The following is a 13,308-nucleotide window of genomic DNA, read 5'->3' as shown; positions in this document are numbered from 1 at the left end:
GCTGCACCTGAAGAGCCTACCGCACCGGAACAACCCGCTGAATAAACATTAGCAAGACTTCACTAAAAAAGGCAACTCAGAAAATGGGTTGCCTTTTTTAGTAGGATGCTTTTATGGGTTTACACAGTTGTTTATGCTCTATCGGTCTTGTCTTTTGGGGCAGACGCAAAAGATATGGTTTGCATTGCTTTCTCTTCCTGAATAATACGAATAGCCAACAGAACCCCATACGCGGGAAGTCCGAAGAGTAATGTCTTCCAAGCGTTACATAACAAGGATACTCCAATTAGCTCTGGGATAATATTCAAGAAATAATTAGGGTGTTTTATTGTTCTAAATAAAAAACTGTTGTCAATTTGATGATTGGGGGCAATGTATACCTTTAGAGTCCAGATGTCTTTTAATTTATATATAACATAAAAGAGTACAATGTATGAAAAGAGCATCATAAATACTCCCCATTTAGAATATGCATTAAATGAAGCTTGTGAAACATACGCTTCATAAAGACAAGAAGCATAATAAACTATGTGTGCCATAGTCAATAAAGCCGAATTAAGCTTACCATATTGAACAGCTCCTGATTTCTTAAGTCTTTTTTCATTGGTGATCGAAATGTATAATGAAGTCAATCGTAAAATAAAAAATGAAGTAAAGATGATAATAATTTCTTTCATAATTTTGTAGTGATTTAGTTGTTTAATGCTTTTGTGTTTTCTTTTGATTTCACTGATCTTCCAAAATAGAACTGACAGGAAATATAGATTAAAGTATGCTGAACTTATGATTAAATGTACCGAATTTTAGCACATTTTCTATGTGCAAAGATAATATTTGTCTCGAAAAGTCCTGTGTCTCTTGTGCGTTTTTTGAGCTAAATATATCTCGAACGAAATAGGCTGGAAGAACTTCTTAGCAGTTCCGTAAATTGGTGGAGCTGTAACCAACGCAAAATTGAGCTTGTCCTTCATATTAGGTAGTTACGAGTATGCTAAGAGAGAAGACAAACTTTTTTATGTCTTTTTTATTTTCATATTTCTTTATTCTCGTAATTTTCCCGAAAAGGAAGTGATTGATTCTCTGACAAGTATCTCGGGTAGAGAAAATGGAGTAGGAGATAAGTCGAATGACAAGAAAGAACTCTTGAAAGAGGAAAAGGGTGATGCGGAGTGATTGGAAACGTTTTGATTATTAGGCTGATATGAAATAAAAAGCAAGGGTGAGGAACCATGCTTTTTATGCGATGTAAAACTAGTATTTTAAAGCTACGTTAAAATACTAGTTTTTACATCCGGAAGATACTAGTCTTGCTATATAAGAAAACGTACTCTTAGGATAAAAGAAACACGAAACAAGAAAATGCGTTAACAATGTTAAACGGAAATCCCGAATATTAGAGAGTCTTGAATCTGCTCGTTACTCACAGACACTTCCAATGGTTCCGTCCTCTGCAATGGTTTCTGCATTTATTCTCATGGATTGGGCGCGTCCGTTGTTGTAGAAACGGATGTTGGCATTTCCGTCTTCGTCCGGTATCAGCTCCGGATTCCAATAGAGCGTTCGGCGGTAATCATTCTCTTTGGGTAAGATGGAGTAGTCGGGTTGGTAAAACTCTTTGGGTTCGTTGCTGTATCCGTCGAGCCAGGTCTTCCTTACGCCCTTGCCTGCCCGAACAGGAATCTCCCCATCCGGATAAGTCTCGATAAAAACGACACAGCTATACAGATCGTCCACCTCCAACGGAGACATCCGAGGGTCGGCATATTGACACTTTATCGACAACTCTTCATTGATATATATGGCTTTGATCGCTTCGAGATTCAATAGTTTGTATTTATTGTAGTCCATCTCTGTTGCCATGGTGGGCTGATAGTTGATGACAAACAAGGGCATCTGGCTCTTGTAGGACAGCCACTCTTCGCCTTGTGATATTCTACGGCTGAAGTGCTTGTTCATATTCAACATCAGTTCATGGATGTCATTGCCGATAAACCCGCCTTTGTCCTTTATCTCGTCTATCTCGGAGGGCACTTCGTAGTAGGCGATAGACTTGGCGCGATTGTTGTAAATGTCTTTTTCCCGACTGTGTTTTTTGCCCTTTACGACTACTTCATCCAAGCGTTGAATTTTCTCATGAACCCCTTTGCGGGCCAATGATTTCTCGTAATCGTCCATGAATTGGTTGAAGTCCACTTCTTCTACGACGGTGGTGTCGGTCGGGAAGATTTGTTCCTCGCCTGTCTCTTTCGAGGCAGCTACGGTTACTTGCATCTCTGCCAATGGATACTTCGCCGGAGCGGGGCTGAATACCCGGTCTAAGACAATCCGGCAATCTTTCTGTTTGCCTTTGTCTGCTACCGAGAGAATGAGGTTCCACTTGCCCTCGATAGGCGAGACGAAAGCGAACCGACCCAGACTGTCCGTATTGAAGGAGCTGAGAAAGGGAGCGTTGCTTGCGATGCTGTCTGCCCCGCGTTTCATCAGAAAAGAAGAGATCTGTACGTTTGGTTTTGCCTTTCCCCTTACCATCGAGAGAATCCGGCCATGCACTTCGATGCCTTGTTCCGGCAGATATTTCAACTCGAACGGCTCTGTTCCTGCCCACTGCTTCCAAGCATATCGCCGCCAACCTTGCACCATGAGCAGTTGATCTAAAGCTGTTCGGTGTTTGCTGTCGTCCGCCTCGAAGTAATAAGACGGACGGCGCACGTATCCTTTTATTTCGGATGTCAACAACAAATCGGTCAGCAGCGAATGGCGGTTTTCCACCTCTTCCATTCCATCGCGGATAGCCACAGACAGAGGCGAACGAACCGGATAGCCTTCCTCATTGCGTACCTTTAACGATACTCCGACCGGCTCATAGGGTTGGTAATGGGCTTTATCGAACTGTATGTTGACGGACAACTGCTTCGCCTGATGGACAAAAACCAACCGGTCGGCAACCATCTGCCCCGATTCGTCGGTCAGAACCAGTTGTGCGATCCCGGCAGGCAGTTGCTGCTTGCTGATGGCAAAAGATAAGGGTTCGTCGGTCGATAGGTCGAGCAGGCAGTAGTTGAACAGCTTTCCGCGACAGAACACTGCCAAGGCTAATATTGCCGGTTTTGTCTGTGCGTTTTTCTGCACGGTAATTGCCAGACTGTCTTCCGAAGAGAGGTTGTCGACCTGTAGGCCGAATCCCTGCTTCAGTGCTACGGGCAGGTCGAAGCGATACGATTTATCAGCCAGATTTACCACTGCCACCGCCTTCTCGGCAGTAGGTGTATAGGTGCATACTCCCCGTCCCTCGTGGGTCACGGCAAACGAGGTGAGTTGCTTCTTATCCTGAGTCATCACGCTGCCCGACAGTTCAAGCGGATTACCGTAAGCATCCGTTGCCTCGAAAGCGATACGCGAGGCAACACCTTCGATCAGGTTTCCACCTTCGGGAAAGAACTTCAGGTTGACCCTCTTCTCTTTCTTGCTCTTTTCTCTGTGTTGCGGGTATTTGTAGGTATACTTCCGGATGTTTTTCTCCGAATAGTTTCCCTCTTTTTCCGGCTTGTCAAAGACAGGGAGAACCCTCGAAAAGTGATTCCCTTCTCCGAAATTCAACAGGTATTTGGTGTAGGCGCGTACTTCGTAGAAGCCCGAATAGAAAGGAAGTTGGCTGAGGGGCAGATGGCTGTGGCACCGTCCGTTTCGTATGGGTAATATTCGTTTGGCAACGATTTCGCCGCCCGGATTGAGAAGCTCCACATAGAGTGTTTTGCTCAGTGCGGTTGGGCGGTTCAGTTCGGAGGTTACCACGTAGCACTGAAACCAGATATCATCGCCCTGATAGTAAGCGGTATTATCGAAGTGTAGGTAAACCTTCTCTTGTGGCAGCGCTTTGCCGAATCTCTCTGCGGCATACGCATAACGCATCAGCTTGTTGACTGAGCTATCCGGTAGCTGTTGTTCCTGCGCCGATTGCGCGAAACCTTGTACGGCGGATAATAAGAAAGCGAATAAAAGGAGTGCTCTGTTCATACTCATTATTTTGTATCTTTGCGAGGGATAAAGATACAAAATAATGAGTAAATACTATCTATATCAGACTGTTAATAATTAAGCCACAACTTAAAACTGGCTATTTTTTCTTTACTGATAATGATCTTGTCTTTGAACGGCGGCACTACGTGTACAATGGCCTTGCCCAGAAAATAAGGCTCGATACGCTGAATGGCATCGATACTTAAAATGGTTTGCCGGTTGCTACGGAAGAAGAGATCGGGATCGAGCTGTTCACTCAATCGATCGAGTGATAGGTCGATGATATGTTCTTTCTGTTGCCGGGTCACGGCAAAGGTCACCTTATTCTCCGAATAGAAATAGGCGATATCGCTTACCTGTAAGGTGAAGAGCTTGTCGCCCCCCGATATCAGAAAGCGTGTGCGATACTTCTTGTTGGGCGATGAGAGGCTTTGCAGCACCTCCAACATTTGGTGCTGTTGTTGTGCTCCTTGGGCGTCGAAAGCCAGTTTCATCTCCATCGAGGCTTCGAAGCGTTGTAGGGTTTCGATCAGGCGTTCCTGATGAATGGGTTTGAGCAGATAGTCGATACTGTTGACCGAGAAGGCCTGCACGGCATATTCGTCATAAGCGGTGGTGAATACAATGCAGCTTTCGGGACGCGCCTGTTCAACGAATAAGAAAGAGTTTCCATCCGTGAGTTGGATATCAAGAAACAGCAGATCGGGGTGAGGGTGCGAACCGAACCACTCGACCGACTCTTCGATATTGCCGGGCAGAATCGTGATTTCCCATTCCGGGCGTAGTGCGATGAGCATTTGATGAAGCAGCCGGGCTGCCGGTATTTCGTCTTCAATGATGGCGACGTGTAGTTGATTATTCATTGAGTAGTGGGCATTTAACGGTGAAACATTCATTTTCGGTACTAATAATGATCGGCTGATTGCAAATGAGCTTATATCGAGCCGAGAGGTTCTTCAATCCTACCCCCGAAGTGGTGTGGCACTTCTTGGGGCTGATACGATTTTCCATTATCAATAACCCCTCTTCGGGCGAGTATGTCAGGCGGATGGTCATTGGCTTGCCTCCGTGAATGGTGTTGTGCTTGATTACATTCTCGGCAAGCAGTTGCAGGGTGAGGGGGGGAATCTTGGATTCCCACCAACATTCGGGCACTTGGTTGTCGATGTGTATGCAGTCGCCCAACCGCACCTGGTGCAGGAAGATATACGAGTCGAGAAAGCCCAGTTCGGAACGCAACGTAACGACCCGCTGCTCCTGACACCGCAGGATGTAGCGATACACATCGGACAGGTGTTGCGTGAACAACTCCGCATTGGCCGGACTGTAACGTATCTCGGAGATGAGCGTATTGAGGCTGTTGAACAGAAAGTGCGGGTTTAGCTGGCTCTGTAGTGCAGTATATTGTGCTTTGACCGAACTCTCTTCGAGCTGTGTATTGCGTTGGTAGAGCACGATGAGATGCCGATAAAAACTGTTGGCCATTGTCAGGCTGACCACCACCAACTCCACCAACCAGATAATAGCCAGCATGCGTACCCCCGACCAGACAAAGTGCCAGGGGTGGGGTATGTTAACAGTCCACTTTACCGTAACCAACAACAAATAATTGAGCAGAAACAGCGAGGCCGCCATCAATACATAATACGCCACCAACCGGCGTCGGTTCTGTGCCAGAAACATATAATCCCGTTTCCACCACCTATTGATCTGCATGATGCTGAAGCCGATGCAGTTGAACACGAAGACCACGACAAGGAATGCCCACGGTGCTGTGAGGTCAACATGCGTGCGACTTTGCAGGTCGGTATAAATCACCAGAAACAGGTACGAGAAGCAACCCATGCCCGAGAAGAGCAGGAATTCCATCCAATGGTTGTAACGGTGGTTGCGGGCTAATTTCATGAACGGTATGTATTGAAGGTGACTGATAACTGTATGAATTGTAAGTGACAAATATACTCCTTTTTAATCTATGCACATCTCTGCTGTACACAGAATTTTAAAACTTCGTTATTCCCAACGCCCGTACATATTCCGAATACGATACCTGTGCGTTCAGGCGTGACTGTACGGCGTTGATCTGTGCCGTTTGGTGATAGATCTGTGCATCGAGTACTTCGGTGATGGATATCTTCCCTTCCTGATAGCGTTCGAGAGCTAACTGCTCATTCTCGCGTGCTTTGGTCAATGAGTTTTCGGTCAGCGTTACCCGTTCTACCGCTTGGGTGTAGTTGTAGTAGCTCGATTGCACTTCGAGTCCTACGGCATCGTTCACCTTGCTGTAATTATCGCGTGCTATATCCACCCGAAAGTTCGATGCACGCTTCTCGCTCCGTCGCTTGCCCCACTCCCAGAGTGGTACACTTACCTTGGCATAGACGGCATAGTTGGGGTCGAGGTCTTTATTAAAATTATATCCGGGCGAGGAATAACTACCATCTACTCCCACAAAGAATTGTGGCTTGAACCGGGCATCGTTCAGCTTCAATGCCGATTCCTGAATGGCAATACGATCTTGAGCCATGCGCAACTCGGGGCGGTTGGCTGCCCATTCCGAATCGGGCACAGGTAGTGATTCGGGTGTATAGATAGCCGGAACGATGCTGTCTGTCGGTAGCTGCTCGTCGAGCGGAGCACCGGCAAAAGAGTTCATGGCCATGCGTGCCACCTCGTATTGGTTCTGTGCTTTCATCAACTGATAATCGGCTTCGTTGAGCTTCACCTCCGCCATCAACAGGTCGTTGCGGTTGATGAGTTGTACCTCGACCCGTTCGCGAATCACCTCGGTGAGCTGTGCTACCGACTGACGAAAACGACGGGTAATGTTGGTTACCTCGGCCGAAGCTACCGTGTTCCAGTAGCGCGCATCGGCTGTATAGGCAATGTCTGCTTTGACGGCTTCCATTTGGTTCGAGGCCAGACTCGTTTGATGCTCGGCCATGCGTACGGTCTCGCTAATGCGTCCGCCGGTATAGATAGGCTGAACCAGTGAGAGCGAAGCACCGTAGGTCAGGTCGCGTCCTTGAAAGCTAACGGGCGCTTCCATGCCCGGCAGCCCGATGGATAGCTCCATCGGATTGCCTGTATAGTTAAAGTTCGCACCTGCCGATAGTTTCGGCTTATAGTCGGCACGAGCCGATTGCTCCTGTTCCTTGCCGATGTTGATGTTGCGCTGCGCTGCCCGTACATCTTGATTATAGTCCAGTGCGGCGTTGCGATAGCTCTTTTGTAAATCCGTCTCCTGTGCTACCACCGATGTGGTGAGCAGCAGGAAGAAGAGAGTGATATTTTTTTTCATGTTAGTTCTCTATAATAGATGATTCTTACTTGCACCGCTTTACTTTATAGAACAGTGCGTAGAGTGCCGGAGTTACGAACAGCGTGAGCAGTGTGGCAAACGTCAGTCCGAAGATGATTGTTGCTGCCATGCCTTCGAAAGCGATGTCGAACAGCAACGGAATCATGCCCAGTACCGTAGTCGATGCTGCCATTAATACCGGCTTGGTACGCGATACGGTAGCTTCGATGATCGAGTTGTACAGGTCTGTTCCGGCGCGATGCTGTACATTGATCTCGTCGATGAGTACGATGACGTTCTTGATAATCATACCCATCAATCCCAACCATCCGGCAATGGGGAAGAAGCCAAACTCGAACCCGGTAAGCAGCATACCCACAGCCACACCGATGAGCGATAGCGGAAGGATGCAAAGGATGATAATCGGTTCGCGGAAGTTACCGAACAGCGCGACCAGAATCACCACCAATAGGATAAAGGCAAGTGGGAAGAAGGTGGCAAGTGCTTCTACCCCTTCCTTTTGGTCTTTGTACTGAGAGTCCCAGAAGAAGGTATAGCCATCGGGCAGTTTCATCGCTTCTATCTCCGCACGTATCTCCGAGTGTACCTCGGCCATCGTGCTACCGGGTTGAACACCACACATGGCAGCCATGGATAGCTGTCGGTTGTAAGTGCGCACCTGCGGAAACTCCCAAGTCGTTTTGATCTCACTCGTCACCTGAGAGAGTGGGGCAGAGCGGTCGCCGTTCCATACGGCATAATCGCCCAGTGAGCGGGCATTGATTACCGCTGCTCCGTCTGCTTTGAGCAGTACCGGTACTTTCTTCTCATTGTCGCGATAGATTCCTACCGGCAGTCCGTCGCTCAGTGCTTTGACCGACTCCATCATCGAAGCCTTGCTAATACCCAACTCGCCGGCTTTGACCGGATCGTATACCGGACGGATCACCATCGTTTGGTTGCCCCATTCGTTGCGGGCATTGGCTACCTTCGGATTCTTGCGCATAATTTCAATGGCCTGATTCGTGAGTGAGTCGAGTACGGCTGCATCGGGTCCCAGAAAGCGAGCTTCGATCAAGGCTTCTGTAAGCGGGCTCAGTTCAAAGCGGTTTACTTTGACAAAGGCTTCGGGAAACTCCTTGGGGATGGAGTTTTGCAACTCTTGGTTCAATTTGCGCGACTCCTTCGAGGTTTTACATTTCACCAATACCTGTGCGTAGTTCGGTTGCGGGCCGAAAGCTACGTTGGCGAGGTAGTAGCGCGGAGGTGTGCGTCCGATATAGGTCGAGATCATCTCTACCTCGGGATGCGATTGAACATAATCGGCAATGGAAGTAGCGATACGGTCGGTTTCCTCGATGCGTGTGCCTTCGGGCAGCCACATATCGATGGTGAAATACTGCTTGTCGAGTGCCGGAACAAAGACTTTCGGGATGAATTTAAAACTCCATGCCGATACCACCAGCAGTGCGACCATCAAGCCGATCGTGACCACGCGGTGACGGATCACGAAGTGCAACGCCTCACGGAATTTGTTGAAGTACTTACTGTTAAACAACTCGCCCTTTAGTTCGTCGCGTCGCGGACGGCGCACAAACTCCTGAATAACGAATGGCGTTTGTGTCAGGGCAAACACCCACGAGAACATCAACGATACGCCGATGACAATCACCAGTGAGGAGAGCAGCTCGCCCGTGATATGCGGTGAGTAGTAGATGGGCAGGAAGGTCAGAATCGCAATCACCGTAGCCGCCAGCAACGGCAGGGCGGTAGAAGAACAGGCACGCAGAATCGCCACCCGCTTACGCATGCCGCGTTGCATATTGACCAGTGCCGAGTCGGACACTACAATGGCGTTGTCTACCAACATACCCATGGCGATGATAATGGCTGCCAACGACATACGTTGCAGGGCAATGCCACCCGCCATCATCACAATGAGTGTGGCAAAGATCGAGAAGATCAGTCCGCTACCTACCAAGAGCCCGTTTTTCAGACCGATGAAGAACAGTAAGATGGCCACTACGGTAATAACCGAGATAATCAGGTTGAGAATGAATCCTTGATTGGCTACATCCGACTCGTATCCCTGATCGTAGAGGGCATCGAGCGTATATCCTTCGGGCATCGTCTTTACAAACTCTTCGGTCTGTGTCTTGACCAGACGTGCCATATCAACTACGTTGCCCGTGGGCACTGTCGAGATGGCTACACCTACGGCCTCTTGTCCGTTGATGCGCATCTTATTGCTCGCCGGAGTGAGATAGCCCTCTTCGATAGCAGCGATATCTGCCAAGCGGAAGTGTTCGCCACTGCGCGAAACAATAGTCAGTTCGCGGATATCGTCGAGCGAATAGAAGTTTCCGGTCGACTCGATGCGTACACGGTTTCTGTCGGTATCAATGCCACCGGCATCGACCACCTTGTTCTGTGCCTCGAATGCGCGGGCAATATCGGCTGTGGTGATACCGCTGCGTGCCATCACGGCAGGAGAGAGGGTGATGTTGATCGTGGGCGACTGTACGCCGTATATCTCTACCTTAGCCACATCTTTCACTTTAAGCAGCTCGTTTTTGAGGCGTTTGGCCTCCGTCTCGAGTTCGCGATAGGTAGCTCCTTGACCGGTAATGCCGTAGAACACACCGAGTACATCGCCAAAGTCGTCATTAACGACCGATGTTCCCGCTCCTGCAGGTAGCTTCGATTGTACATCGCCTACCTTTCGGCGCAGTTTGTCCCAGAGTTGTTGCATCTCCTCGGCACGCGTCTCTTTCTTCACATAAACAGTGATTTTGGAGAGTCCGGCGCGATTCTCTGTTTTCAGGTAGTACAGTTCGCCCAGGCTTTGTATGGCCTCTTCGAGTACGTCGGTCACTTGTGTTTGTACTTCCATGGGCGATGCTCCCGGATAGGGAGTCACCACGAGTGCTTGCTTGATGGTGAAGGGGGCGTCCTCCAATTTACCCATCTTTATGTAGGAGAAGATGCCTCCCGCAGCGATGAGTATGAGCAGCAGAATCGTAACCGATTTCTTCTGCAAGAAATATTTAACTAACTTCATTGAGTTCTTAGGGGTTTAATGGGTTGTTACAGGAGACAATGCCACCACGGTGGCTCCATCCGATAGAAAACGCAAACCGCTGGTAGCTACCGTTTCATGCAGGGCAAGGCCGTTCGTAATGGCTACCTGTCCGCCCGGAAGCAAATCGCCTGCAGTGACACTGCGCTTGCTCACCTTGCCGTCGGTGGGGTTGACTACCCACACATACGTGCTCTCCGAAGGTCGGTGACAAAGAGCGATCTGAGGAATCGTAAGTATTTGTTGCGCTCCTACCGCCTCTGCCGTATCTTTGGATGTGGTGTCGAATACGACCTTGCCCGGCATTCCGCCCAACAGCTTTCCGTCTTTGTTGGGTAGCAGCGCGGTAAGCAGGTACGAGATGTTGTTGCGCATGGTACTTTTCGATATCTCGACCACTTTGGCGGTGTAGGTGTGCGAAGGGTCTGCATCAAAGCGCAAGCTTACTTCGGTTGGCTTTTGCGAACCGAAGGCGATGTCTTGTGTTACGAATGTTTCGATCTTCAACTGGTCGATGTCGATGAACGAGATGATCGGTTGCGTAGCTTTAACGTCCTGATACTTCTCGATGTAAACCTCGCCTACATATCCGTTGAAGGGGGCAATCAGGCGGGTATCGTTCAGTTCGTTGGTGGCTGTTTCGAAAGCTGTTTTGGCTGCGGTATAGTCGGCACGCGCCTTTTCGTAGGCACTCGCCGAGAGGTTGTTCTTCTCGTACAGTGTTTCTATACGTCCGAACTCTGCCTTTGCCTGACTGTAAATGGCTTCGGCACGTTCTTTACGGATGCGGAAGTCGCGAGGATCAATCTGTGCAATTACCTCGCCGCGTTTGTAGTAGTTACCCGCATACACATCGAACCGTTCGATGGGACCTCCCACCCGAAAGGAGAGTTCGGTGGTCTTCACCGGTTTGGAGATGAAGGTAAATTCGCGGTTACCGTCGTTGCTCTGTGTTGTTACCTGTGCTGTTTTTACAGATAACGTTTGGGTGCTTTTACTCTCTTTGGTCTGTCCGCAGGCAGATAGCAGTGCGGCCAAACAGAAAAATAGGCATACTCTCATTGTCATTGTTTTCATTATTATTATCATAGATGTTTTGACTTCTTTTCTTCATTTTCGCGGACGAAGATAGAAGAAACGCCGATAGACTGTCGGATTTCTTTTTCTGAGACAGCCAAAAACGATACTCAAACGGAGATGTAACCGACGAAGCTGAATTATTTTCTTATATTTGCAACTTACTTATACTAATGATTAACGATGAAACGAAACATTACATTATTTCTAATGATTGCACTGGCTTGCTTACCTTATTTGCAGGCACAAGTGAAACACAACACTGTAATTGAACCACTTAAGAATGAACGCTGGTGGGGCGGACTAGTAGCTTTGGGGCATCAAATGCCATATAGTGATAAGCTATCTATGCAAGACATGGCACGTAATAACCTGAACAACCAGGTGGTGCCACTCATGCTTTCGTCCGAAGGGCGTTATATCTGGTCTGAGCATCCCTTCCGCTTTGAGGTTAAAGACGGGCGGTTGCTTATCTATTCCGATTATGAGGAACTGACACCTGTCGTTGGAGGCAAAACACTGAAGGAAGCCTACTTGGCCGCATCTGCCAAACACTTTCCTCCGTCGGGCAAGATACCCGAAGAATCCTTCTTCTCACTACCCCAATACAATACGTGGATTGAGCTGATGTATAATCAGAACCAGGCCGACATTATGGACTATGCCCACAAGGCGGTGGCCAATGGTTTTCCCCAAGGTGTCTTTATGATCGATGATAATTGGCAGCGCTATTATGGCAACTTCGACTTCAAGTCCGAGAAGTTTCCCGATCCGCGTGCCATGACCGACGAGCTGCACCGCATGGGCTTCAAAGTGATGCTTTGGGTATCGCCTTACGTTTCGGCCGATAGTCCCGAGTTTCGTTTATTGGAGCAGAAAGGCTACCTGCTCAAAGAGAAAGGGACGAACCGAACCGCAATTATTCATTGGTGGAACGGCTACAGTGCTTGCTATGATGTAACCAATCCCGAAGCTGTGACCTACCTTAAGGGACAGTTGCGCGAGAACCAAGCCAAATATGGCATCGACGGATTCAAATTCGATGGGGGAGATGTGGGTTATATGAATGGTGAGTATGCCTATTACGAAAAGGATGCCAACGCCAACCGCTTCATGGAAAAGTGGGCGGAAGTAGGGCTCGACTTCCCTTACAACGAACTGCGTGCAGCTTGGAAACTGGGTGGACAGGCATTGGTACAACGCTTGGGCGACAAGGATTATTCGTGGCGAGCCATCCAACTACTCATACCCGATATGGCGGCAGCCGGACTGATGGGCTACGCCTATACCTGCCCCGATATGGTGGGAGGCGGACAGTTCGGTGCTTTTCTTAACGTCAATACGTTCGACGAAGAGTTGATTGTTCGCTCCTGCCAAGTGCACGCAATGATGCCGATGATGCAGTTCTCGGTAGCTCCGTGGCGCATTTTGAGTAAGGAGAATACGGCCATCTGTGCCAAGTTTGCTCGCCTGCACCAGCAGATGGGCGGCTACATTCTCGAGCAAGCCAAACTCGCTTCGCAGACAGGCGAACCCATCTTGCGGAATATGGAGTACGCCTATCCACACCAAGGCTTTATCGACTGCAAAGACCAGTTTATGCTGGGCGACCGCTACCTCGTTGCCCCGATGGTTACTTCGGGCACTTCGCGCACGGTGATGTTGCCCAAAGGCAGGTGGAAGGACGATGAAGGAAAAACCTTCAAAGGCCCCAAGAAAATAACGATTAACGTGCCGCTCGACCGTTTGCCTTACTTCGAGAAGCTAAAGTAAGCACACGTGTTCAAACAAAATATGCTACGTCTTTCGCAGAAAGGCGTAGCATATTTTGTAT

Annotated in this window: 8 protein-coding genes; 1 reads left to right on the top strand and 7 read right to left on the bottom strand. The window is 48.7% G+C overall.

All coding sequences use genetic code 11. The features are described from left to right. Positions 1 to 131 precede the first annotated feature (131 nt). The 7 genes from TY03_RS03160 to TY03_RS03125 form a co-directional block, all read right to left on the bottom strand. Positions 132 to 677 (bottom strand): isoprenylcysteine carboxyl methyltransferase family protein, encoded by a 546-nt coding sequence (locus TY03_RS03160; protein ID WP_042367396.1) that lies wholly within the window; start codon positions 675 to 677, stop codon positions 132 to 134. A gap of 739 nt (positions 678 to 1,416) precedes the next feature. Then, on the bottom strand, positions 1,417 to 4,020 hold the full coding sequence (locus TY03_RS03150; protein WP_042367393.1) for a hypothetical protein: 2,604 nt from the start codon (positions 4,018 to 4,020) through the stop codon (positions 1,417 to 1,419). A gap of 65 nt (positions 4,021 to 4,085) precedes the next feature. Further along, positions 4,086 to 4,880 carry a LytR/AlgR family response regulator transcription factor gene (locus TY03_RS03145; RefSeq protein WP_042369068.1) on the bottom strand — a complete coding sequence of 265 codons (795 nt, stop codon included), beginning with the start codon at positions 4,878 to 4,880 and terminating at the stop codon, positions 4,086 to 4,088. Beyond that, positions 4,873 to 5,922: a sensor histidine kinase gene (locus TY03_RS03140; RefSeq protein ID WP_042367392.1), complete on the bottom strand. Its 1,050-nt coding sequence runs from the start codon at positions 5,920 to 5,922 to the stop codon at positions 4,873 to 4,875. The genes TY03_RS03145 and TY03_RS03140 overlap by 8 nt, the downstream gene beginning before the upstream one ends. 97 nt (positions 5,923 to 6,019) lie before the next feature. Then, positions 6,020 to 7,318 (bottom strand): TolC family protein, encoded by a 1,299-nt coding sequence (locus TY03_RS03135; protein WP_042367391.1) that lies wholly within the window; start codon positions 7,316 to 7,318, stop codon positions 6,020 to 6,022. 25 nt (positions 7,319 to 7,343) lie between these two features. Further along, positions 7,344 to 10,379: an efflux RND transporter permease subunit gene (locus TY03_RS03130; protein ID WP_042367390.1), complete on the bottom strand. Its 3,036-nt coding sequence runs from the start codon at positions 10,377 to 10,379 to the stop codon at positions 7,344 to 7,346. A 15-nt stretch (positions 10,380 to 10,394) separates the two neighbouring features. After that, positions 10,395 to 11,459 (bottom strand): efflux RND transporter periplasmic adaptor subunit, encoded by a 1,065-nt coding sequence (locus TY03_RS03125; protein WP_042367388.1) that lies wholly within the window; start codon positions 11,457 to 11,459, stop codon positions 10,395 to 10,397. A gap of 198 nt (positions 11,460 to 11,657) precedes the next feature. Between TY03_RS03125 and TY03_RS03120 the strand changes: the two genes are divergently transcribed. Beyond that, on the top strand, positions 11,658 to 13,247 hold the full coding sequence (locus TY03_RS03120; protein WP_042367386.1) for a glycoside hydrolase family 31 protein: 1,590 nt from the start codon (positions 11,658 to 11,660) through the stop codon (positions 13,245 to 13,247). Positions 13,248 to 13,308 lie beyond the last annotated feature (61 nt).

Origin of the sequence: Bacteroides neonati (genome assembly GCF_000499785.1) — a bacterium.
GTDB lineage: Bacteria > Bacteroidota > Bacteroidia > Bacteroidales > Bacteroidaceae > Bacteroides > Bacteroides neonati.
This window is presented reverse-complemented; position numbering and strand designations above follow the sequence as displayed.

Bases quoted from the DNA above. Each gene is read 5' to 3' on its own strand.
- TY03_RS03160 (WP_042367396.1), bottom strand. From the start codon at position 677: ATGAAAGAAATTATTATCATCTTTACTTCATTTTTTATTTTACGATTG.
- TY03_RS03150 (WP_042367393.1), bottom strand. From the start codon at position 4,020: ATGAGTATGAACAGAGCACTCCTTTTATTCGCTTTCTTATTATCCGCC.
- TY03_RS03145 (WP_042369068.1), bottom strand. From the start codon at position 4,880: ATGAATAATCAACTACACGTCGCCATCATTGAAGACGAAATACCGGCA.
- TY03_RS03140 (WP_042367392.1), bottom strand. From the start codon at position 5,922: ATGAAATTAGCCCGCAACCACCGTTACAACCATTGGATGGAATTCCTG.
- TY03_RS03135 (WP_042367391.1), bottom strand. From the start codon at position 7,318: ATGAAAAAAAATATCACTCTCTTCTTCCTGCTGCTCACCACATCGGTG.
- TY03_RS03130 (WP_042367390.1), bottom strand. From the start codon at position 10,379: ATGAAGTTAGTTAAATATTTCTTGCAGAAGAAATCGGTTACGATTCTG.
- TY03_RS03125 (WP_042367388.1), bottom strand. From the start codon at position 11,459: ATGAGAGTATGCCTATTTTTCTGTTTGGCCGCACTGCTATCTGCCTGC.
- TY03_RS03120 (WP_042367386.1), top strand. From the start codon at position 11,658: ATGAAACGAAACATTACATTATTTCTAATGATTGCACTGGCTTGCTTA.